The following is a 22,657-nucleotide window of genomic DNA, read 5'->3' as shown; positions in this document are numbered from 1 at the left end:
GGCATCCGGAAGGAGCACCCGTGTTCCCAGCCCCTCGTGTGAGACGTCCCCGGCGACTCGGGCGCCTGCCCGCCGTCGCGCTGCTGCTGGCCGCCGGCCTCGCCCTGCCCCCGGCACCAGGTGCCGCCGCCGCACCGGACCGACCCGCGAAGACCGCCCTGCCGCAGGTCTGGCCGCAGCCGAAGAGCCTGCGTGCGGGGCACGGCCGGCTCACGGTCCCCGACCGGGTCGTGGCGGTCGTCGGCCGCGGGACCGACCCGTCGGCCCGGCGCGTCGTCGAGACCGTGCTGCGCTCGGCCGGGGCCGAGCGGATCGTGACGGTCGAGAAGCCGCCCGAGCGGGCCGGCTTCACCGTCTTCCTCGGCGGCCCGGGCGAGAACGGCACGACCGCCTCCGCCCTGAAGCGGCTGGGCGCCCCGTCCCCCGCCGGGCTGCCCTCCGGCGGCTATGTCCTCGCCTCCGGCCGCGCGGACGGCCGGACCCTCCTCGCCCTGTCCGGCGCCGACCGCGCCGGCACCTTCTACGCCGCCCAGACCCTGCGCCAACTGGTCACCCGGACCGTGCCCGAGGTCACCGTCCGGGACTGGCCCACAGCCGGGCTGCGCGGGGTGATCGAGGGCTTCTACGGCACCCCCTGGTCACACGCGGAGCGGCTGCGCCAGCTCGACTTCTACGGCCGCACCAAGCAGAACGTCTACGTCTACTCCCCCAAGGACGACCCGTACCTGCGCGCCCGGTGGCGCGACGCGTACCCGGCCGCCGAACTGGCGCGGCTGAAGGAACTGGCCGACCGGGCCGCCGCCGACCACGTCCGCTTCACCTACGCCCTCTCCCCCGGACTGTCCGTCTGCTACTCCTCGGACGCCGACGCCGACGCCCTCACCCGCAAGTTGGACTCGCTGTACGCCATCGGCGTGCGCTCCTTCGCGATCCCGCTGGACGACATCAGCTACACCAAGTGGAACTGCGCGGCCGACGAGCGGGAGTTCGGCACGGGCGGCGGCGCCGCTGGGACGGCGCAGGCCCGGCTGCTCAACCGGGTGTGGCGGGACTTCTCCGCGACCCATTCCGGTCTGGAACCGCTGGAGATGGTCCCCACCGAGTACTCCGACCTCGCCGACTCCCCCTACAAGAAGGCGCTGCGCGAGAAGCTGGAAGCGTCCGTCGTCGTGGAGTGGACCGGCGTCGGGGTGATCGCGCCCACCATCACCGCCGACCAGGTCGCGAAAGCCCGTGAGGTCTACGGCCATCCGATCCTGGTCTGGGACAACTACCCGGTGAACGACTACGTCACCAGCCGGCTGCTGCTCGGCCCCTACACCGGCCGCGAGCCCGCAGTGGCGAAGGCGGCGGCCGGGGTGACCGCCAACCCGATGGTCCAGGGCGAGGCGAGCCGGATCGCCCTGTTCACCTCCGCCGCCTACCTGTGGAACCCGGACACCTACGACCCGCGGGCCGCGTTCCTCGCCTCGGTCCGCGACCTGGCCGGACCCGCCGCGGCCGAGTGGCTGCGGATCTTCGCCGAGAACAACTACTCGTCCCAGCTCGACGCGACCGAGTCCCCCACGCTGAGCGCGCTCATCACGCGGTTCCGCAAGGCCTACGACGAGGACTCCGGCCTCGACCGCGCCGCCGCCGCGCTCCGGTCGTACTTCGCCGCCATGGCCGCCACGCCCGGCGCGCTCCACGCCCGTCTCGACAACGCCGGGTTCCTCCAGGAGACCGCGCCCTGGCTGGACAAGCTCGGCCGCTACGGCACCGCGGGGCAGACGGCCGTCGACCTGCTGCTGGCCGGCAAGCGGGGCGACACGGACGCGGTCACCACGTACTGGAACCGGCTCCGGGCCCAGCGCAAGGAACTCGACGCGATACCGGAGCAGGTCTCCCCGGGCGTGATGGACCGGTTCCTCTACGCGGCGATGACCGAGAACGCGCCCGACCCGGGCGTGGACGCGGCGTTCGCGCCCGGGTCCGTCAGCCTGAAGCCGGGCGACTCCGCCGAGCTGACACTCTCCTTCTCCGACACCGCCGCCCGGACGGTCTCCTGGAAGCTGACCGTCCCCGACGGTGTCACCGCCACGCCCGCCGAGGGCACCGTGACGTTCCCGGCCGGGGGCAGCGCGTCCGCGACCGTCACCGTCACGGCCCGGGAGGGCGCGGGGGCCGGAGTGCGTTCGGTCGTGGTGGCGGGCGACGGCGTCCTCTCCCGCGCGCTGCCCGTCCAGGTCACCGACGGCACCGGCACACCTCGGGCGCTGACGGCGAACTTCAGCGGGGCGTCGGTGAGTTCCGTCGACCTGTCGTCGAGGAAGACGACGGACATCGCCGTGGGCGCCAACCCCGGTGAGGTCGTGACGAGTGCGGACGGGCGCACCGCCTACGCGGCCGATCAGGGCTCGAACACGGTCAGCGTGATCGACGTGGCGCAGGGGAAGGTCACCGCCACGGTCCCGGTCGGCCGGGTCCCCGCCGGGCTCGCGCTCACCCCGGACGGCCGCACCCTCTGGGTGGCCAACTACGGGGACGGCACGGTCCAGCCCGTCGACACGGCCGCCCTCACCGCCGGCCCGCCCGTGCGGGTCGGCAACGGGCCCGAGAACATGGCGATCACGCCCGACGGCCGCACGCTCTACGTGCCCAACATCAAGGACAACACGGTCACCCCGGTCGACCTGGCCACCCGGAAGCCCGGTGCCGCCGTCCCCGTGGGCCCGAGTCCCTTCAACATCGTGGCCGCGCCGGACGGGAAGACGGTGTACGTGTCCAACTCCGGCGGCTCCACGGTCACTCCGATCGACACGGCCACGAACGAGGCCGAGCCGACGCTCCTGGTCTCCGGCCAGGCCTACGGTCTCGCCCTGTCGCCGGACGGGCGGACGCTGTGGGTCAGCCCCAGCACCGGCGACAGCGTCACGCCCGTCGACACGGTCACCGGCGCCCCCGGCAAGGCGGTGACGGTCGGCCGGTCCGCCTTCGACGTCGCCCTCGACTGGAAAGGCGGCACGGCGTATGTCACCACCGCCGACGCGGGCGCCCTGGTCCCGGTCGACACGGCGTCCGGTGCCGTCGGGGCGCCGCTCACGACCGGGGCGTATCCGCTGGCCGTCGCGCTGACGCCCGTACCGGTGAAGTGACATGAAACGGCCGGGGCCCCGGTTGGGGACCCCGGCCGTCCGTCCAGGCGGGTTCGGTTCAGCTCGCCGTGCGGCGGATCCGGCCCGCGTACTTCTTCTCCAGTTCCAGGTTGCCCTCGAAGCCGCCGGGCACGTTGGCCGACACGTAGACAGGGGGGCGCTCGCCGGCGGCGAGGAGGCGGCCGGCCGCCTCGGCGACCGTCATCTGGACCAGCATCACGCCGGTGAGCGTGGACAGGGCGCAGACCGAGCCGCCGCCGGGGAGTTCGAGCAGGGAGTCGCCGCGCGGGGCGGCGTTGTCGAGGACGACGTCGGCGATGTCGGCCAGCTTCCGGCCGCTGGGATGGGCGGCGGGGACGGCCCGGGTGTGGGCGAGGGAGGTGACGGCCAGCACGCGGTGGCCGTGTTCCTTGGCGTGCAGGGCCATCTCCACGATGACGTTGTTGACGCCGGAGTTGGAGATGACGACGAACAGGTCCTGGGGATTGGGGGCGGCCAGTTCGTAGAGCCGGGCGGCAACCCCGGCCCGGCGTTCGAGGAGCGGGTCGTCCAGGACGGCCGGGTCCTCGCCGCCGTAGAGGACGAGGTCGGCGATGCTCAGCCGGTTGGTGGGGACCAGTCCGCCCGCGCGCCCGGCGAGTTCGAGGACGAGGGCCTGCGAATGGCCCGTCCCGAAGGCCTGGACGACACCCTCCGCGCGGACGCACTCGGCGACCAGGTCCGCGGCGGCGGCCACGTCGTCCCGGGCGGATTCGATGACGTGCTGGAGGACGGCGAGGCTCTCCCGCGCGAACCCCTGGGCGCTCACAGACTCGACGGACACGCGTCACACTCCCCACTGATGGATTGATTCACCCTACACTTCTCAATCGGTGAATCAATAAATCACACGCCTCCACGGTCATCAATCGGTCGTCGATCGGGTCCTGGTATTCAGCCTGCCCCTGGAAGGGTGGCTGGTACCTTCTCCCCATGCCTCCCACGGACGTCACCACACTGATCCGCACCGAGCTGCCCCGGCTGGCGGGGTCCCTGCGGAAGGTCGGCGAGCTGATCCTGGAGGATCCGGCCGCCGTCACCCACTGCTCGGCCGCCGAGCTGGGCCGCCGCACCGGCACCTCCCAGGCGACGGTGACCCGTTTCTGCCGGGCCATCGGGCTGGACTCCTACCAGCACCTGCTGATCGAACTGGCCCAGGAGCGCGGCCGGGGCGAGGCCTCCGACTGGGGGACCGCAGAGATCGGTCCGGACATCTCCCCGGACGACAGCCTCGAACGGGTCGTCCAGGTCGTCGGCACAGCCGACCTGCGGGCCATCCAGCAGACCATCGACCGGATCGACCTCGACGCGCTGGAGCGCGCGGCCCAGGCGCTGGCCCGCGCCCGGCGCATCGACGTCTACGGCGTCGGCGGCAGCGGCGCGGTGACCCAGGAGACGGAGACCCGGCTGTTCCGCATCGGCTGCTCGGTCCGCGGCTGGACCGAGGTGCACGCGGCCGCCACCTCCGCGGCCCTGCTCACCCCCGCGGACGTGGCCATCGGCATCTCCCACTCCGGGGCGACCCGCGAGACCCTCGAACCGTTCGAGATGGCCAAGGAGCGGGGTGCCACCACGATCGCCCTGACCACCGACCCGCGCTCGCCGCTGTCCAGGTCCGCCGACATCCGGCTCATCTCGTCCTCCTCGGAGACCAGCTTCCGGGCCGAGAGCATCAGCAGCCGGCACTCCGTCCTGATGCTGGTCGACTGCCTGTACGTCCGGGTCGCCCAGCTCACCTACCAGCGGGCGAGCGCCTCGCTGGCGCTGACCGACCACATCACCCCGCAGCACGCCGTGAAGTCCCGGCGGGCCAGGTGATCCAGCCGAGGGTGCATGGATGAACCACCAAGTTGACGTGAAGGTGGTTGTTTGAATCACTCCTGCCGTGCAGGATGGGGCTCCCCCAGAGCACTCGTAGGAGCCCCATGCGCGTCACCTCTGTCGAGTCGACCGAGCTCTTCACCGGGACCACCGAGCAGCCGCGCCAGGTGGTGGCCGTCGAACTGAGCCACACTCCGGGCCGGACCGTGCGGCTCACCGTCGAGGGCCCGGGCCTCACCGGCGCCACGGAGGCCACCGCCGGCGAGGACGGCACCGTACGCGCCGAGGTCCCCGTCACCGGCGAGGACCTGGTACCCGGCGACCGCCGCGAGATCACGGTCACCGCGGCCGACGGCGACGAAGTCGCCACCCGCACCGGCGAGTTCACGGCGGCCGAGCCCGGCTGGACCATGTTCATGGTCAGCCACTTCCACTACGACCCCGTCTGGTGGAACACCCAGGGTGCCTACACCGAGACCTGGGACGTCGCCGACGACCCCGCCGCCACGGGCCTGCCCGCCCGCACCTTCGACTCGCGCGGCCAGTCCGGCATGAGCCTGGTCCGGGCCCACTGCGACCTGGCCCGCCGCGACCCGGCGTACACCTTCGTGCTCGCCGAGGTCGACTACCTCAAGCCCTACTGGGACGCCTTCCCGGAGGAGCGCGCCTTCCTGCGGCAGCTGATCCGCACCGGCCGCGTCGAGATCATGGGCGGCACCTACAACGAGCCCAACACCAATCTCACCGGCGCCGAGGCGACGATCCGCAACGCCCTGTACGGCGACGGCTTCCAGCGCGGCATCATCGGGGCGTCCCCTCAGACCGCCTGGCAACTGGACGCCTTCGGGCACGATCCGCAGTTCCCGGGGCTGATGGCGGACGCGGGGATCGGGTCCAGTTCGTGGGCGCGCGGGCCGTTCCACCAGTGGGGGCCGACGCTGTCGGTGTTCGGCGAGGAGCCGAGGGACCCGGGCCGGATGCAGTTCCCGGCCGAGTTCGACTGGATCGCCCCGTCGGGACGCGGGCTGCTGACCGCGTACATGGTCAACCACTACGGAGCCGGCTGGGCCATCGACAACGCGCCCGCCCTGCCCGAGGCGGAGGCCGCCGCGTACAAGCTCTTCCAGCGGCTCAAGCAGGTCGCCCTCACCCGCAACGTGCTGCTCCCGGTGGGCGGGGACTACGCCCCGCCGTGCCGCTGGGTCATGGACATCCACCGGGACTGGAACGCCCGGTACGTCTGGCCCCGCTTCGTCAGCGCGATCCCCCGGGACTTCTTCGCCGCCGTGCGCGCGGAGCTGGAGACGGAGGGTCGCAAGGCCTCCCCGCAGACCCGCGACATGAACCCCGTCTACACCGGCAAGGACGTCTCCTACATCGACACCAAGCAGGCCCAGCGGTACGGCGAGACCCTCCTCGCCGACGCCGAGGCCTGGGCGACGCTCGCCTCCCTCGTCACCGGCCGTCCGTATCCGGACGCGGCCCTGGACAAGGCCTGGCGGCAACTCGTCTACGGCGCCCACCACGACGCCATCACCGGCTCGGAGTCGGACCAGGTCTACATCGACCTGATGACCGGCTGGCGGGAGCTGCACGACCTCGCCCGGAGCGTGCACGCCGACGCGACCCAGGCCCTGGCCGACCAGGTCACCGCGGGCGACGGCCCCGACCTGGTCGTGTTCAACTCCGCGACCTGGGAGCGCCGTGACGTGCTGACCGTCGACGACCCGGGTCTCGTACCCCGGGGGCTCCCCGCGGTCCGGGAGGACGGCCGGCTCCATGTCGTCGTCCCGGAGGTGCCCGGCATGGGCCTCACGGCGCTCCCGCTCACCGAGGGCTCCGCCCCCGGCTGGGCGCCGGGCGAAGGCCTCACCATCCGCAACGAGTTCTACGAGCTGACGGTCGACCCGGCGCGCGGCGGGGGCGTCAGCGGTCTGCGCGCCCTGGCCGAAGGCGGCCGGGAGCTGCTGCGCCCCGGAGACATCGGCAACGAGATCGTCGTCCAGGAGGAGTACCCGAGGCATCCGCGCTTCGGCGAGGGCCCCTGGCACCTCACCCCGACCGGCACGACCGCGGCCCGCAGCCGGGACGTGACCGCCGAGGTACGCGTCGAGCACTCCCCCGCCGGCTCCCGTCTCACCGTCACCGCCGACCTCGGCCTCTTCCGCTACACCCAGCGGCTCACCCTGTGGCAGGGCGTCGACCGGCTCGACGTCACCACCACCGTCGACGGGTACGACGGCGCCGACCGGCTGATCCGGGTGCGCTGGCCCTCGGACGTACGCGGCGGGCTGCCGGTGCACGAGGTGGCGGACGCGGTGATCGGGCGCGGGTTCGGCTTCGTGGAGGTGGACAGCGAACGGTTCCCGTGGACGCTGGACAACCCGGCCAACACCTGGTTCGGCCTCGGCTCCACCGCCCGCGTCGCCGTCCACGACGAATCCGGCGTCCTCCTCGGACACCGCTCCATCGGCGTCGCCGAACTCGTCTACGCCGACTGGGACATCGCGGGCGACCTGGGCACCCCGCTCGCGGCGGCGCTGGTCCGCGCCGGGGTCACGGCGACCTCGACGATCGCGGGCGGCCCGCGCTACGGCGACCTGGAGGTCGACTCCAACCTCCCGGACGTCCGGATCGCCGTCGGGGGCCCCGACCGCAACGCCGTGGTCGCCGAGGCGCTCGGCTGGGACCCGGCGGCCGGCCGGGAGCTGAAGCGTCAACTGTCCGAACGGGGCGTGGCCGCCGTCTGGGTCGCGCCGCGCGCCTGTCTGCGCGAGGAGTGGGTCCCCGGGGCCGATCTGCGTGACCTGGAACGCCTGCCGCTGCTGGTGGTGGCCGGCGCCCGCCCCGAGGACGACGCCAAGGCGGTCGACGCGCTCGTCGCCGATCTGGACGACTTCACGGTGACGGCCACGGCCGCCGGCGGCGGCGAGGCCCTGCCGCCCGGCGACGCCTGGGACGGCCGCAGCTTCGCGATCCTCAACCGCGGCACGCCCGGCTGCGTGATCACCTCATCCGGCGACCTCTACATGTCCCTGATGCGCTCCTGCACCGGCTGGCCGTCCGGGATCTGGGTGGACCCACCGCGCCGCACCGCCCCCGACGGCTCGGGGTTCCAGCTCCAGCGCTGGTCGCACACCTTCGAGTACGCCGTCGTCGCGGGCACCGGCGACTGGCGCGAACTGCGGTTGCCGCAGGCGGGGCACGCGTACAACCGCCCGCTGACGGCACGGCTGCGGCAGGCCGCCGGCGCCCTGCCCCGGGAGGCCACCCTGCTCGGTCTGGAACCCGCCGGCGAGGTGCTGCTCGACGCGCTCAAGCCGCTCGGCTCCCCGCTGGCCCGGGGCAGCCAGGCACCGGTGGATCCGGGACGGGGCCTCGTCGTCCGCGTGCACGAGGTGGACGGGCGGCCGGTACGGGCACGAGTCACCGGGCCGGTGGCATGGGCGGCGGGCGCCCGCGCCGACGTCCTGGAGAGGCCCGGGACGCCCCTCGTCCCGGAGGAGACCGGCGGCCTCGGAGCCGACCTGACCGGCTTCGAGGTCGCCACCCTCCTCGCCACGCCCGCCCAGCCACCCCACCGGGTGTCCGGACCCGGCATCGCCGCCCACGAGCCCGCCCAGCCCGTCGCCACCCGCTACTGGCTGCACAACTCCGGCCCCGCCCCACGCGGCAACATGCCGGTCGCCGTGTACCTCTCCCCCACCGCCCTCACCGCCGACGGCCCGGTCACCGCGACCGTCCGGGTCTCCTCGGAGCTCACCGACGCGCCCGTGTCGGGCACGGTTGCCTTCGAGGTGCCGCCCGGCTGGAGCGCCGAGCCCGCCACACTCCCGTACACGCTCGGCCCCGGCGGCTTCACCCTCACGGACATCACGGTGACACCCCCGCCGGACCCCGTCCCCGGCCGGCACTGGCTCGCCGCCCGGCTGTCCTACGGCGGCCAGACGTACGAGGACGTGGTGGCCCTGGACGTGCCCGGCGGTCACACGGGCCCGACTCTGGTGACCGGCCTGGGAGTCGAGCGCGTGTCCGTACGCCGGGGCGCACGGGCCCGGGTCCCCGTGACCCTGCGGAACCCCACACGCGGCCCCGTCAACGGCACCCTGTGGGCCGTGTCCTCCTGGGGCACCTGGCCCGGCGTCACACCGGGCTGCCAGGGCTTCACGGTGCCCGGTGGGGAGCAGCGGGAGTGCGCGATCGAGGTGGACGGCGCCGCGATCCCACCGGGTTCGTACTGGCTGATGGCGAAGCTCGCCTGGCACGGCTGCGTGGCCTACACGAAGGCGGTGGAGCTGGAGGTGACGCCATGAGGGAGGAGTACGCGGCAAGCGTCCGAGGCAGACCGATCCCCAAGCAGCACGTGGAAACGTTCCTGAGCACCAGTCTCCCCAGGGGCGCGGGGAACTGCGCGACCAGCCACGACGCCGCCGCACACGCACGACGACACCGCCAACAACGACGCTGGGCGACCCAGGTGGTCATCACCGACGAACTCGCCCGCCAAGCCTGCGCGGAACGGGACCTCCCCCCACCGGACGACGTCCTGCCGATGCAACTCCTCACCATCCCCGAAACAGACGTCGCAGACCTCGGCAGCATCGTCGCGGCGGCCCTGGCCCACTCCCCCGCCGCCCGAGCCTTGCTGGCGGACCTGGAACGCGAACAGAAGATCCCGGACACGGCCGTACGGGATTACTACGACCGCAACCTGGACCGCTTCCTCACCCCCGACGCCCTGCGCAGAGGCGCGGACCCCTACGCCGAGCCCTCGGACATCCAGCCGTACGAGCACGTCCGCGACGGCATCGCACAGCAGCTGCGCCACGCCGCGGCCCGCCGCGCGTTCTTCGACTGGCTGGACGCAGCCCGAGCCGACGTCGTGTACGCCGAAGGCCACGAACACCCCGGCGACCCCTCGCAGCCGGACCACGAACACCGCCACTGATCGCCGTACGCAACCGAACAGCAACACGGCAAACCATTGACCTCCGATGAATTCTGGTCCACCTTTTCATCAATCGAAGTCCAACTTGGTGATTTGATCCAGCATGACTGGTCCCAGGAGGGCAGCAATGCGCGCAAGAAGACTCACCGGATCCCTGACCTGTCTGGTCGTCCTGACGCTGACGGCCGCCGGCTGCGGTCTGTCCGGCGGGGGTTCCGACGGCGGCGACGCCACGGCCGGCGGCTGCAAGGTCGACAAGGGCAACGTCGGTTCCGGCAAGCTCTCCGGCGACGTCAAGGGAAAGATCACTTTCCAGACCACCAACCTGAAGAAGGACTTCGGGAAGTACTTCAACGGCGTCATCGACGCCTTCGAGAAAGCCAACCCCGGCACCACGATCAACTGGATCGACGACCCGGGCGACGCCACCTTCACCCAGCGCCTGGTCGCCGACGCGCAGGGCTGCACGCTGCCGGACGTGGTGAACATCAACGTCAACACGGCGGTGGCGCTGACGAAGAACGGCTATCTGCTGAACCTGGACAACAAGGCCCCGGACGCGGGCAAGCCGTTCGCGCCCGCGCTGTGGAAGTCGAGCATGTACGCCGACGGGGACGGCAAGAAGGTGCACAGCGTGCTGCCCTGGTACTCGGGCGGCATCGTGCAGACCTTCAACACCGACCTGATGAAGAAGGCGGGCCTGGACCCGGCGAAACCTCCGACGACCGTGCTCGGCCTGTTCGACGACGCGGAGAAGATAGCCAAGGCCTCCGGCGGCGAGTACTACGCCTTCCTCGCCAACCCGCAGCTGCGCATCCCCGCCGACTGGCAGCAGATGGGCATCAAGATCCTCTCCCCGGACGGCAAGAAGTTCACCTTCGCCGACGACCCGAAGACGGCCCGGTGGGTCGAGGCCATGACGAAGCTCTACAAGGCCGGCGGCATGCCGAGGGACTCCCTGTCCTCCACGCAGGACCCGGCCAACGTCTACGGCCAGGGCAAGCTGGTCTACGGCCCCACCAACCCCAACTTCCTGCGGTTCATCCAGCAGAACAACCCGAGCGTCTACAAGAAGACGGGCGTGGCCCCCTTCATGCTGGACGCCCTCGGCCACACCGTCGGCGCCCCCCAGTACATCGGTGTCGCGTCCACCAGCAAGAACGCCTCGACGGCGCTGGCCTTCGCGCAGTTCCTGACGAACGCCGAGAACCAGCTGGAGTGGGCCAAGGACCCGAACGTCGTCATCTTCCCGTCCACCACGGCCTCCCTGAACGACCCGTTCTTCCAGTCGGTCAAGGGCGACGACCCGTTCGCCGAGGCCCGCAAGATCGTCGCCAGTGACCGCAAGACCGCCACGGCCGACGAGATCGCGCTGACCCCCGGCGAGCTGAACGCCATCTCGGCCCAGATCCAGCTGGCCATGCAGGGCAAGAAGAGCGCCGAGGACGCTCTGAAGGAGGCCCAGTCCAAGGCCAACCAGCTGATCGAACAGGGCAGTTGAGGATGACCCAACCGACCGTCCACCAGGCGCCCGTCCCCGCTCCCCCGGGTGCGGGCGCCCGACGCCCCGGCGCTTCCCCCTCGCACCGTCCGCCGGGGCCCCTGCGCCGCGCCCTCCGCTTCGTCCTGCCCGGCCCGAGCGCCGACGCGGGGGGCGCGGCGCTCTACCGCCGCTGGTGGCTGCCCTGGCTGTGGATGACCCCGGCGATCATCGGCGCGACCGTGTTCGGGGTCTTCCCGTTCCTCAACACGGTCGTCGTCTCCTTCACCGACGCCAAGCCGCTCGGCGGGGCGTACGACGTCGTCGGCCTGGAGAACTACCGCCGGATGCTCAGCGATCCGGACTTCTGGCTGGCCACCCGCAACAGCCTGCTGTACGCGCTGTTCGTCGTCCCGCTGATGGTGCTGCTGCCGCTGCTGCTCGCGATCCTCGTGGAGAAGAACCTGCCGGGCATCGGCTTCTTCCGCTCGGCGTTCTACACGCCGGTGCTCGCCTCCAGCGTGGTCGTCGGCCTGAGCTGGCAGTGGCTGCTGAGCGACCAGGGACTGGTCAACACCTGGCTGCAGAAGGCCCACATCATCCGCGAGGCCATCCCGTTCCTGTCCGACTCGTGGCTGATCCTGCTGTCGGCGATGGGCCTGACCCTGTGGAAGGGCCTGGGCTGGTACATGATCTTCTATCTGGCCGCCCTCGGTAACGTCCCCAGGGAGCTGCACGAGGCGGCGGCCGTGGACGGGGCGGGCGCCGCGCGCCGGTTCTGGCACATCACCGTGCCGGGCGTACGCCAGTCGATGATGCTGGTCGGCACCCTGACCGGCATCGGCTCCCTGCGGGTCTTCACCGAGATCTACATGCTCGGCGGGTCCACCGGCGGCCCCGGCGGTGCCGACCGCACGCTGCCCTTCTACATCCGCGACGTGGGCCTCGACCCGCTCACCGGCAACGCCGGCTACGGCGCGGCGGTCAGTGTCGCCCTGTTCGCCCTGACCCTTGGCCTCACGCTGCTCGCCCAGCGCCTGACGAAGGAGGACGAGGCATGACGACCGCCGTCGACAAGCGCCGACGTCTGACGCCCCGCTGGCGGGACTACGGCCGCCCGCGCGAACTGGTCCTCCGCTACCTGCTGTTGGTGTTCGTCCTCTTCATCACCGTCGGCCCGCTGCTGTGGCAGCTGCTGTCGTCCCTCAAGGGCGCGGGCGAGGACGTCTTCGGCGCGGGCGCCTCCCTGATCCCGCACCACCCGTCGCTGCGGGCGTACCGGGAGGTCTTCGACCAGGTACCGGTGTGGACGTACATCCGCAACAGCGTGTTCGTCGCCCTGCTGTCCATCACCAGCCAGCTCGTCTTCTCCACCATGGCCGGCTACATGCTGTCCAAGCCCGGCTGGAAGGGCCGCAAGCTGGTCTGGATCGTGCTGCTGGCGTCCATGATGTTCCCCTTCGAGTCGATCATGGTGTCGCTGTTCCTCAGCGTCCGGGACATGGGCCTGGTCGACAACCTGGTGGGCGTCTGGCTGCCCGGCTTCGTCGCCGCGATCAACGTCCTCATCATGCGGGCCGCGTTCCTCGCCGTGCCGCGCGAGATCGAGGACGCGGCGATGCTGGACGGGGCGGGCGAGTGGAAACGCTTCCGGTACCTGTATCTGCCCTCCGCCTACGGCGCGATCCTCGTCGTCACCATCAACACCTTCATCAGCGCCTGGGACGACTTCCTGTGGCCGCTGATCGTGTTGCGCACCGAGGACCACTTCACGCTGACGCTGGGCCTGGCGCGGCTGCAGACCTCGTCCTTCGGCTACGACCAGCGGATGGTGATGGCGGGCTCGGTGATCTCCGTGATCCCCGTGCTGGTGCTGTTCGTCATCACCCAGCGGTGGTTCTACAAGGGGGTTTCCTCGGGGGCCGTGAAGCTCTGAGTCGGTACGGCGGTCAGGGCCGCCCGCGCGGATGCGGCGACGCGGAACTCGACCACCGTGCCGGGCGGCACGGCGACGGCGAAGTCGGCGCCGAGCGGGAACGTGACCGTGCGGGTCTCGCCCGGCGCCAGATCGACGGCCCGGAAACCGTGCAGTTCGAGCGTGCGCGGCCAGACGGGGGTCCGCAGCCGGCGCAGGTAGAGCTGGGCGACGGAACGGCCGTGGCGCCGGCCCGTGTTGGTGACGTCGGCCTCGACGCCGTGCCCGGACAGCCGCGGCGGACCGTAGACGAAGCTCGTGTACGACAGTCCGTGCCCGAAGGAGTGCAGCGGCTCGGCGCTGTCGTCCGCGTAGCCGCCGTACTCGGTGTCCTTGTGGTTGTAATAGACCGGGAGCTGGGCCGCGGAGCGGGGCACGGAGACCGGCAGCCGGCCGGCCGGCTCGGCGAGCCCGAGCAGCACCTCGGCGATCGCCTCACCGCCCCACGGGCCGGGGTACCAGGCGGTGAGCAGCGCGGCCGCCGTGTCGGGCACGACGTGCGGGCGGCCCTGGACCAGGACGACCACGGTCGGCGTCCCCGTCGCGACGACGGCGTCCAGCAGCGCGTACTGGGCGTCGCCCAGCCGCAGCCCTGCCAGATCGACGCCCTCGCCGCAGGTCATCTCGGACACGACGGTGCGCGCCGCCCCGTTGGCGTCGAACCCGGTCCCGGCGGAGCGTGCGCTGCTGCCGCCCAGCACCAGCACGGCGACGTCCGAGGCGGCGGCCCGGTCGATCGCCTCGGGGATGCCCGACAGATCGCCGCCGGTGAGGGCGCACCCCCGGGCGTGGCGGATGTCGATGCCGGCCGGGGCGAGCTTCCGCAGCCCGTCGAGGACGCTGGTGCCGGTGCCGGGCCGTTGCGGGGCGGTGTAGTCGCCCAGTTGATGGGCGACGGTGTCGGCGTGCGGGCCCAGGACGGCGATACGGGAGACGGCCGCCGGGGAGATGGGCAGCACGCCGTGGTCGTTGCGGAGGAGGGTGACGGCGGCGCGGGCGACGGCCGTGCTCAGGTCGCGTCCGGCGGCCGGGGACGGCAACGGGCAGGCATGGTAGGGCTGTTCGAACAGCCCCAGGCGGAACTTCAACCGCAGGACGCGGGCCACGGCCTCGTCGAGAGCGGCCTCACTCACCAGTCCCCGCTCGACCGCCGCCTCCAGATGCGTGAAGCCCTCGTCCCACAGGCTCAGATCCACCCCGGATTCGAGCGCGAGGGCTCCCGCGGAGACCATGTCCCCGGTGATCCGGGCCAGCCGGTCGACAGCGAGCCCGTCCGCCATGACGAGCCCCTGGAAACCCCAGCGTTCCCGGAGCAGTTCGTGGAGCAGGGCGCGGTTCCCGGAGCAGGGCAGGCCGTCGACCTCGTTGTAGGCGGCCATGACGGCGGCGGCTCCGGCCCGGACCCCGGCACGGGCGGCGGGGAGGTGGATCTCGTGCAGCTCCCGGAGCCCGAGCTCGGACTCGGCGGAGTTGCGGCCGCCGACGGTGGCTCCCTGCCCGGCGAAGTGCTTCAGGACGACGGGCGCCTTGTCGGCGGGGAAGTACGCGGCGGGTGCGCCCTGCATGCCGCGCACCAGCGCCTCCGTCATCCGTGCGGCCAGGTACGGATCCTCGCCGAAGCACTCTTCGGTCCGCCCCCAGCGCGGGTCGCGGGCGATGTCGAGGGCCGAGACCAGGGCGACATGTCCCCCTCGGGCGCGCAGTTCGGCGGCGGCGTGCGCAGCGGCCCGTTCGTACAGCCCGGGGTCCCAGGTGGCACCGACGGCCAGGTTGACGGGCAGGACCGTGCCGTCGAGGGCCATGTGTCCGTGCGGCACCTCCTCGACGAACAGGGCCGGGATGCCGAGCCGGCTGCGCTCGACGACGTGGCGCTGGACGAGGTGGGCCAGTTCGGCGCCGTCCCCGGCGCCGGACCCGGTGGCGTGGTCGACCCCGGACCAGGCGTCGGCGCGCAGCAGCCCGTAGAGCGCGCCGAGTCCGGCGAAGCGCTCGGTCTCGGCGTACAGGGCCTCGGTGAGCTCGAAGCGGCCGTCGGGGGTGCGGCGGTAGGCGTCCCAGCCGTACATCCGCTGGTTGAGCTGGCCGGCCTTCTCACGCAGGGTCATACGGGAGAGCAGGTCACGGACGCGGGCGTCGACCGGAGCGGTGGGGTCGCGGTACAGGGGTGTGCCCTGCCGGGTGGCGGTCATGTACGGCCGCCGTGGGCGAGACGGGCCAGGGCGACGGCGCCCCGGCAGCCGTCGGGGACCCAGTCGAGGGTCAGGCCGAGGGCGTGGAGGCGGGCTTCGAGGCGGTCGGTGAGAGGGCCGTCGGGCCCGAGCAGCCCACCGGTGGCGACCACCCGCTCTCCCGGGCTCGGCTCCAACGCCCGCACGGTCTCCGTGAGTTGATCCGCAGCCTCGTCCAGGATCGCCAAGGCGACCGGGTCCTCGGCGTCCCGGGCCGCCGCGACGACCAGCGGCGCGAGACGTGCCAGACGGACGGGGGCCTCGGCCATGACGGCGGGGAGCAGATGTCTTCGGTAGGCCTCGCGGTGGGGGCGGGGCCAGGGGATGTGGCCCGCCGACCACCCGTCCACAGCCGTCGGCCCCGTCACCGGCTGCGCCTTCTCGTGCCGCCCGTCACGTGACGCGCCGCCCTCCGCAGTGCCCGAAACCACGTCGGGCGACAGTCTCCGTACCGCGCCGCCGGACGCCCCGCCGGGCAGCGCGTCGCCCGGGACTCCGAGTTCCCGTCCCACCGCCTCCGCCAGCACGGTCGGCGCGCCCCTGCCGTCGGCCATGCGCAACGCGGCCCGTACCGCCGCGCGGCCGATCCAGAAGCCGCTGCCGTCGTCGCCGAGGAGCCAGCCGTCGCCGTCGACGGTGACGGTGCCACGGCGGTCGGTGATGCGCATGGCGACCGCGCCCGTGCCGGCCACCAGGGCGAGGCCGTCGGCCGGGGTGCCCGGCGCGGAGGCGAAGGCCGCTTCGATGTCGCTGCCGATGACGGGCGGGCCGGCGTCGATGCCCAGCCGGTGCAGGGCGGTGGTGAGGGCGGCCAGGGCGTTGCGCCGCCCCGGCTCGTCGGCGGCGGCGTCCGTCGCGCCGGCGAAACCGCCGGCCACGGCCACCACCCGGTCCCGGACCGGCTCCGGCACAGCCCGCCCGATGGCCTCGGCGAGGTGCTCGGTGAGCTGCGGCAGCGGCACGGTCAGGGCGTTGCCCGGCCCGGCGGCGCCCTCGCCCACGGGACGCCCGTCGTCCGCCGTCGCCAGGACCGCCCGGGTCCGCGTGCCGCCCGCGTCGATACCGATCACCAGGGACGAGGCGGCTTGACGTTCCTGGATCAACTCCTGGTTCAATTCATTATCCATCGCCGACTATGGTGATTGATGCATTCACCCAGGGCAAGCACCCAGCGCAAACCTCGACCCGGGGAGGACCCCATCCTCACGCTCCGCTTCGGCGTCAACTACACGCCCCGCCGCGGCTGGTTCCACTCCTGGCACGACTTCGACCCGAAGCACGCCCGCGAGGACCTGGACCAGATCGCCGCGCTCGGCCTCGACCACGTCCGGGTCTTCCACCTGTGGCCGCTCCTCCAGCCCAACCGCACACTCATCCGCACCGCCGCCGTGGACCAGCTGGCGCACCTGGTCGACCTCGCGGCCGAGGCAGGTCTCGACGTCCTGGTGGACGGTGTGCAGGGTCATCTGTCCAGCTTCGACTTCTACCCGGAGTGGACGCGCACCTGGCACCACCGCAACGTCTTCACCGACCCGGAGGCCGTCGCCGCCCAGGCCGAACTCATGCGCACCCTCGCCCGCGCCCTCGCCGGCCGCCCCAACCTCATCGGTCTCCAGCTCGGCAACGAGCTCAACAACCTGGTCGAGCACAACCCGGTGACCCCGGACGAGGTGGACCACTACCTCGACACCCTGCTGGCCGCCACCCGCGAGCACCTGCCCCCGGGCCGGCTCGCGACCCACTCCGCCTACGACGCCGCCTGGTACGGCGACGACCACCCCTTCACCCCTCACGCCTCGGCCCGCAAGGGCGACGTCACCACCGTCCACCCCTGGGTGTTCTCCGGCGACTGCGCCCGCCGCTACGGCCCCCGCTCCCCGCAAGTGCTGCACCTCGCCGAGTACGGCACGGAACTCGCCAAGGCCTACGCCGAGGACCCGGCCCGCCCGGTCTGGGTCCAGGAGACGGGCGCCCCGGAACCGCACATCCCGGCGGCCGACGCACCCGACTTCGCCCGGGCGACCGTACGGAACGCGGCCGGCTGCGAAGGACTGTGGGGCGTGACGTGGTGGTGCTCCCACGACGTGGACCGCACGCTGGCCGACTACCCGGAACTGGAGTACACCCTGGGCCTGTTCGACGCGCGGGGCAGCGCCAAGCCGATCGCCACCGCCCTCGCCGAGACGGTCGCCGAGGTCCGGGCGGGGCACCACCCGGCCCGCCCCCGCGACACGGCCCTCCTCCTCGACTGCACGCCGTCCACGCGTTCCGTGTCCGGCCCAGGAGGCGCGTACTTCGACGCGTGGATGGCCCTGCGCACCGAGGGCGTCCGCCCGGCGGTGGTCCTGGCGGCCCGGGCGGACGATGCCGCGTACCTGGCGGCGCGCGGCATCAAGGAGGTCGTACGGGTGCCGTAGGGGATGCGGTGCCGTAGGGGATGCGGTAGGCGCGCCGGAGGCCGGAGGCTCAGCCGCCCGCCAGCACCTCGGCGACGGCCCGCAGATTCACCCGCCCCCGCCCGTAGGAGCACAGCGCGCCGCCCTCCGGCAGCCCGGTGTCGACCCGTACGGCATCGGGCCGCCGGGCCAGCAGGGCGGCGCGCAGCCGTTCCTGCCAGGGGTGCAGCCCGGCATCGCAGGTGGCGACGACCAGCGGCGCGCCACCGGACGCGCGCAGGATCCCGTCCACGACGGCGGTCACCTCCGCCGACTCCCCGGCGACCGCCGTACCCGTGGCCGCGGGGTCGACGGCGCGCACCTCGCTCAGCAGGTCCTCGCCACCCCAGTTGAGCGCGGGGTGCGGCGGCGGGAACAGGTCCACGACGTGGGCGCCGCGCACGGCCGCCGGCACCGGGCCGCTGCGGACGGCCCGGCGGGCCGCCTCAAGACCGGCCCGCGCGTCCCAGCCGTCGACCGCCCCGTCCGTGGCCGCGTACCGCCCGGCGAGCCGCCGCACCCGCCCGGCGGCCTCCCACAGCCGCTCCTCGGCCAGCACGCCGGAGCGCAGCGCGCCGAGCACCGCGTCCCGGCAGGCCAGGGTGACCTCCAGGTCCGGCACGGCCACGATGACCTGGTCGGCACCCGCGGCGAGGGCGATCCGCGCCCCGGCCGCCTCGCCGTAGCGGTCGGCTATGGCCTTCATCTCCAGCGCGTCACTGACGAGGACCCCGTCGAAGTCCAGCTCATGGCGGAGCAGATCGCCCAGGATGCGGCGGCTGAGGGTGGCGGGCCGCTCGGGGTCCAGCGCCGGGAAGACGACATGCGCGCTCATGAGCATCGGCACACCCGCGTCGACGGCCGCGCGGAACGGTTCGAGGTCGGCCCGCAGTTCGTCGTACGACCGCGGGTCGACGGCGATGCCGTGGTGGCTGTCGGTCTCGGTGCCGCCGTGCCCGGGGAAGTGCTTGGCGCAGGAGGCGACGCCCCGCCGCTCGGTGGCGGCGATCCAGGCCCGCAGATGCCGGGCGGCGAGCGCCGGCTCGGCACCGAAGGAACGGGTGCGGACGATCGGGTTGCGCGGATGGTTCTGGAGGTCGGCCACGGGGGCGTAGGAGGCGGTGATGCCGAGCGTGGCCAGATGCCCGGCGAGCGCGTCGGCGCAGCGGGCGGTGAGCGCCGGGTCGTCGGCGACGCCGAGAGCGAAGGAGCCGGGCACGTCCGGCGCGCCCGCTGTGACCAGGTGACCGATGCCGCCGCCCTCGTTGTCGATGGCCACGATCAGATCGGGGCGCAGGGCCCGCAGCGCGTCGGTGAGCTGCCGCACCTGCTGGGCGTCGCGCACGTTCCTGGTGAAGAGGATGACCCCGCCGAGGCCCTGGTCGATGAGCCGCTTGAGGCTGTCGGGCACGGTCGTGGTGCCGGTGAAACCGGCGACGAGGCAGCGGTGGGCGGCCTCGTCGAGGCCGGGAGGCAGGGGCGCGGAGTGGGTCACCCCGGGAATCCTGTGGCTGGTTCAGCCAAAAGTCAACAGATCGATGGCTCGCCCATTCAAGACTCTGCATTCAGGACCTTTTGCCGAGCGGACCAGCCGAAACGTTCCTGAAGTTCGTCCGTCACCCACTCGCACCCCACTCACAGCGGCTAGCCTCGTAAGTCACCGAAGGTGAACGGGGGTTGCCCATGGTGAACGCCGATCGCACGCCGCCGGACTGCCCTGGGGGACATGACGGCATGCCGGATACCGGCGCCGGGATCCATCTCCAGGATCAGCTCGAAATCCTCATCCAGGACTTCCGCACGAGCGCCGAGCCACCGATGCCGGTGTTCGTCGTGCACGCGCAGGACAGCACGGACGACGACGCCGTGACCGGGCTGGTCCGGCAGCTGTACACGGGCCAGGAGGCGCACCGCACGCGCTGCGCGGTGGCGCAGGACGTCTACGAGGGCCCGACGGAGGTGCGCCGGGCCGCGGCCATGGTGCGGGCGCTGAGCGACCCGAAGAAGTGGGGCGGCCCGAAGGCGGTCTACCGGCGCTACGCGTTCCCGCGGCTGCGGTTGGTGCACGCCATCGACGACGCGGTAGCGGCACTCGGCGACACCTGGCCGGCGCCCGCCCCGGGCAGCCCCGAGGCCGGGCAGGACCAGCGGCAGCGGCTGCTCGACCAGCTGGCCCGGCAGCGCTGGCGTCCGAAGGGCACCGCGCGGTGGCGCTCCGGCCTGCCGCTGTTCGACATGGCGCACATCCTGCCCGCGAGCCTCGTGACCGTGCTCGCCGCGCTCCTCGCCCGCAGCGACTGGCTCGTGGCGGTGGCGGCCGGGCTCGCCTTCCTGCTGCTGCTGACCGTCCTCAACTACGTCCTGCCGGGGCGGGCGCCGATCTTCCTGTGGCTGCGCCGGGAGAGCCGCTGGTTCATGACGACGACCTTCCTCAGGGCGGCGGACCAGGACGATCCCACCGAGGTGTCGCTGCTCCGGCCGGTGCGCTCCTGGAAGGCGATCGCGGCCCGGGCGTACGACGTGGCCGAGGCCCTCACGGCGGGCGGCGACTTCCACCTCCAGCTGTGCGTGCTGGCGCTGCGGGAGGACCTTCGGGACAACCACCGCCGCTGGAGCTGGGACCTGCGCGGCTTCAAACGGCCGCGGCCGCCCGTGCTGTTCCTGCCGCACGCGGACGACCGCAACGGCGGCATCGAACTGATCCGGGCCATCAGCGACGTCCGCAGCCGGCGCAGCGAGCTCGATCCGCTGCTGGTGGTCGCCGCGGTCCGCTCCCACGACGTGCCGCGCCTGGAGCGCGGCGTGGTGCGGACGGCGCCCGACCCGGACACCGCACCGCCCCGGTTCGGCGAGCGGCTGCGCACCTGGTACCGGGAGTGGGCACGTAACCTGCGCGCCGAGCAGTCGCCCAGCCGGGAGCGGTCCGTACTGCCCTGGGTGATGAGGATCCCGCTGCCGCACGACCAGCTCGCTCCGTTCGAGGAACGCCGCCACCACCTGCGGGCCGCCACCCGTCCGACGCTCGCCCGGCTGGTGTGGGCCCTGCACACCCTGGTCCTGGTGATCGCCCTGCTGGCCGCCGGCACCGTCATGCGGGCCGACTCCCTCCAGGACCGGTACTGCTCGGCATCCGTACTCACCGCCAACCGCCACACCCGGCTCGAACGGACAGCCGGCGGCGACACCGAGTGCATAGGCATAGCGACGGGCGGCGTCCGCTTCGCCGACTGGCTGCCCGCGCCGAAGCCCTCCGACGAGGTCAGGACCCTGACGGCCGACGACGAAACGCCGTGGTCGGTGGACGAGCTGGAGGACCGCATCGCCGGGCAGAACGCGGACGTCCTCGCACACCACTCGGGCAAGTACGTCACCGTCGTCTACGCCGGGCCGCTCAGCGCCGACCCGGCCGGCTCCTCGTTCGTGAAGGGCGCGGAGGAGCTGGCGGGTGTCTACCTGGCGCAGGCCGTGATCAACAAGAACTCCAGTGTGAAGCTGCGCGTCCTGGTCGCCAACGGCGGTGTGGACCTGGGCCACCAGGAGGAGATGGCCGAGGCCATCGCCGCGTACGCCGCCGGCGACCCGACCGTGGTGGGGGTCGTCGGCACCGGCCGCGACCTGAAGTCGAGCAGGGCGACGACGCGCACCCTGCTGGAGGCCGGCCTGCCGATCGTCTCCGGCACCAACTCCGCCACGTATCTGCCCCGCGAGTTCGCCAACTGGTTCAGCCTGGCCGCCACCGACGAGTGGCAGACCGAGCAACTCGGCCTGATCGCAGCCCAGTTGCGCAGACCGGACAGACGGCAGTACGCCCTCGTCCTGGCCCGCGACACGGCGCGGACCGACGACCTGTACACCGACGAACAGGCCCGCTACGGCCAGCGGATGCTGCGCCTGCGGGGCTTCACCCGGCTCGAGCCGCGCCGCTACGTCCTCAGCGGCGGCAAGCCCGAACTCCGCTCGCACGCCCAGGAGATCTGCCGGGGCGGCCGGGTCCCGTCCGTGATCTACTTCGCGGGCCGGGTGGAGGACATCGATCCCCTGATGACCCAGCTGGGCACCGAGCCGGGCTGCGCCGGAAAGCCCCTGTCCATCCTCACGGGCGACGACCTGTCCAAGGCCGACTTCACCGCCGGCGGGCAGTCCGTCGCGCCGAAGGTCACGCTGTACCACGCGGCCCTGGCCGAGCTGAAGACGGCCGCCACCAGGACGACCTTCTACCTCTCGGCCGCCGCGTACCTGCCCGGTCTGCAGGACCGGCGCGTACGCTACGACAGCCCCGCCCTGGCCAGCGGCCAGACCGCCCTGTCCCACGACGCGACCCGCGCCCTGTACTGGGCGGCCACCCGCGACGACCGGCCGCAGAGCCGCGCCTCGACCTGGGTGAACCTGCGCAACGTCAAGATCGAGGGCATGGCCACCGGCACCATCGACTTCACCCGGGCCCCGTTGTACGGCGACCGCACCGGCCACAGCATCGTCATCAAGCGGGTCCGCCGCGCGGCCGACGGCACCGCCGAGCCCCGGGTTCTGTGCAGCCGCACCGCGGGGAACACGAAGCCCCTCACGGTGAAGGAGTGCAGGATCCGGTGACTATGGC

13 protein-coding genes are annotated in these 22,657 nt (G+C 72.6%); 9 read left to right on the top strand and 4 right to left on the bottom strand.

Features of this window, described 5'->3' with window-relative positions; all coding sequences use genetic code 11:
• Window positions 1–20: 20 nt before the first annotated feature.
• A complete protein-coding gene (locus ACH4G3_RS01965; RefSeq protein WP_449657594.1) occupies window positions 21–3,134 on the top strand; it encodes a beta-N-acetylglucosaminidase domain-containing protein in 3,114 nt (1,037 codons plus the stop codon).
• Window positions 3,135–3,192: 58 nt separating this feature from the next.
• Here the strand turns inward: ACH4G3_RS01965 and ACH4G3_RS01960 are convergent, their stop codons facing one another.
• Complete coding sequence (locus ACH4G3_RS01960) at window positions 3,193–3,957, bottom strand: sugar isomerase domain-containing protein (protein ID WP_397622610.1); 765 nt, start codon at window positions 3,955–3,957, stop codon at window positions 3,193–3,195.
• Window positions 3,958–4,106: 149 nt separating this feature from the next.
• On the opposite strand from ACH4G3_RS01960, the gene ACH4G3_RS01955 reads away from it, so the two are divergent.
• The 6 genes from ACH4G3_RS01955 (at window position 4,107) to ACH4G3_RS01930 (ending at window position 13,358) form a co-directional block, all read left to right on the top strand.
• The gene (locus ACH4G3_RS01955) at window positions 4,107–4,991 is read left to right on the top strand and encodes a MurR/RpiR family transcriptional regulator (RefSeq protein WP_397622609.1); all 885 of its coding nucleotides are present in this window, start codon (window positions 4,107–4,109) and stop codon (window positions 4,989–4,991) included.
• A gap of 107 nt (window positions 4,992–5,098) precedes the next feature.
• Window positions 5,099–9,307: a glycoside hydrolase family 38 N-terminal domain-containing protein gene (locus tag ACH4G3_RS01950; protein ID WP_397622608.1), complete on the top strand. Its 4,209-nt coding sequence runs from the start codon at window positions 5,099–5,101 to the stop codon at window positions 9,305–9,307.
• Window positions 9,304–9,942: a peptidyl-prolyl cis-trans isomerase gene (locus ACH4G3_RS01945; RefSeq protein WP_397622607.1), complete on the top strand. Its 639-nt coding sequence runs from the start codon at window positions 9,304–9,306 to the stop codon at window positions 9,940–9,942. Before ACH4G3_RS01950 ends, ACH4G3_RS01945 begins: the two co-directional genes overlap by 4 nt.
• A gap of 127 nt (window positions 9,943–10,069) precedes the next feature.
• Complete coding sequence (locus tag ACH4G3_RS01940; protein WP_397622606.1) at window positions 10,070–11,443, top strand: ABC transporter substrate-binding protein; 1,374 nt, start codon at window positions 10,070–10,072, stop codon at window positions 11,441–11,443.
• Window positions 11,444–11,445: 2 nt separating this feature from the next.
• A complete protein-coding gene (locus ACH4G3_RS01935; protein ID WP_397622605.1) occupies window positions 11,446–12,483 on the top strand; it encodes a carbohydrate ABC transporter permease in 1,038 nt (345 codons plus the stop codon).
• Window positions 12,480–13,358, top strand: a complete 879-nt coding sequence (locus ACH4G3_RS01930) for a carbohydrate ABC transporter permease (RefSeq protein ID WP_397622604.1) — start codon at window positions 12,480–12,482, stop codon at window positions 13,356–13,358. The genes ACH4G3_RS01935 and ACH4G3_RS01930 overlap by 4 nt, the downstream gene beginning before the upstream one ends.
• Here ACH4G3_RS01930 and ACH4G3_RS01925 read toward each other — a convergent pair.
• Window positions 13,322–15,586 carry a glycoside hydrolase family 3 N-terminal domain-containing protein gene (locus ACH4G3_RS01925; RefSeq protein WP_397622603.1) on the bottom strand — a complete coding sequence of 755 codons (2,265 nt, stop codon included), beginning with the start codon at window positions 15,584–15,586 and terminating at the stop codon, window positions 13,322–13,324. The two genes, ACH4G3_RS01930 and ACH4G3_RS01925, sit on opposite strands and share 37 nt — an antisense overlap.
• Complete coding sequence (locus tag ACH4G3_RS01920) at window positions 15,583–16,752, bottom strand: N-acetylglucosamine kinase (protein ID WP_397622602.1); 1,170 nt, start codon at window positions 16,750–16,752, stop codon at window positions 15,583–15,585. The genes ACH4G3_RS01925 and ACH4G3_RS01920 overlap by 4 nt, the downstream gene beginning before the upstream one ends.
• A gap of 18 nt (window positions 16,753–16,770) precedes the next feature.
• Between ACH4G3_RS01920 and ACH4G3_RS01915 the strand changes: the two genes are divergently transcribed.
• Complete coding sequence (locus ACH4G3_RS01915) at window positions 16,771–18,042, top strand: glycoside hydrolase 5 family protein (protein WP_397622601.1); 1,272 nt, start codon at window positions 16,771–16,773, stop codon at window positions 18,040–18,042.
• A 49-nt stretch (window positions 18,043–18,091) separates the two neighbouring features.
• Here ACH4G3_RS01915 and ACH4G3_RS01910 read toward each other — a convergent pair whose 3' ends face one another.
• The gene (locus tag ACH4G3_RS01910) at window positions 18,092–19,555 is read right to left on the bottom strand and encodes a glycoside hydrolase family 3 N-terminal domain-containing protein (RefSeq protein ID WP_397622600.1); all 1,464 of its coding nucleotides are present in this window, start codon (window positions 19,553–19,555) and stop codon (window positions 18,092–18,094) included.
• Between the two features lie 239 nt (window positions 19,556–19,794).
• Here ACH4G3_RS01910 and ACH4G3_RS01905 point away from each other — a divergent pair, with 239 nt between their 5' ends.
• The gene (locus ACH4G3_RS01905) at window positions 19,795–22,650 is read left to right on the top strand and encodes an ABC transporter substrate-binding protein (RefSeq protein ID WP_397622599.1); all 2,856 of its coding nucleotides are present in this window, start codon (window positions 19,795–19,797) and stop codon (window positions 22,648–22,650) included.
• The last annotated feature ends 7 nt before the right edge of the window (window positions 22,651–22,657 follow it).

The sequence above is a fragment of the Streptomyces afghaniensis genome (assembly GCF_044327915.1).
Taxonomy (GTDB): domain Bacteria; phylum Actinomycetota; class Actinomycetes; order Streptomycetales; family Streptomycetaceae; genus Streptomyces; species Streptomyces afghaniensis.
The sequence above is the reverse complement of the archived record's forward strand: the minus strand, read 5'-3'. Positions and strand labels throughout refer to the sequence as shown.

What these genes read in the sequence shown, in the direction of transcription:
- ACH4G3_RS01955 (WP_397622609.1), top strand. Translation starts at nt 4,107, where the DNA reads ATGCCTCCCACGGACGTCACCACACTGATCCGCACCGAGCTGCCCCGG.
- ACH4G3_RS01950 (WP_397622608.1), top strand. Translation starts at nt 5,099, where the DNA reads ATGCGCGTCACCTCTGTCGAGTCGACCGAGCTCTTCACCGGGACCACC.
- ACH4G3_RS01945 (WP_397622607.1), top strand. Translation starts at nt 9,304, where the DNA reads ATGAGGGAGGAGTACGCGGCAAGCGTCCGAGGCAGACCGATCCCCAAG.
- ACH4G3_RS01940 (WP_397622606.1), top strand. Translation starts at nt 10,070, where the DNA reads ATGCGCGCAAGAAGACTCACCGGATCCCTGACCTGTCTGGTCGTCCTG.
- ACH4G3_RS01935 (WP_397622605.1), top strand. Translation starts at nt 11,446, where the DNA reads ATGACCCAACCGACCGTCCACCAGGCGCCCGTCCCCGCTCCCCCGGGT.
- ACH4G3_RS01930 (WP_397622604.1), top strand. Translation starts at nt 12,480, where the DNA reads ATGACGACCGCCGTCGACAAGCGCCGACGTCTGACGCCCCGCTGGCGG.
- ACH4G3_RS01925 (WP_397622603.1), bottom strand. Translation starts at nt 15,586, where the DNA reads ATGACCGCCACCCGGCAGGGCACACCCCTGTACCGCGACCCCACCGCT.
- ACH4G3_RS01920 (WP_397622602.1), bottom strand. Translation starts at nt 16,752, where the DNA reads ATGGATAATGAATTGAACCAGGAGTTGATCCAGGAACGTCAAGCCGCC.
- ACH4G3_RS01915 (WP_397622601.1), top strand. Translation starts at nt 16,771, where the DNA reads ATGCATTCACCCAGGGCAAGCACCCAGCGCAAACCTCGACCCGGGGAG.
- ACH4G3_RS01905 (WP_397622599.1), top strand. Translation starts at nt 19,795, where the DNA reads ATGCCGGATACCGGCGCCGGGATCCATCTCCAGGATCAGCTCGAAATC.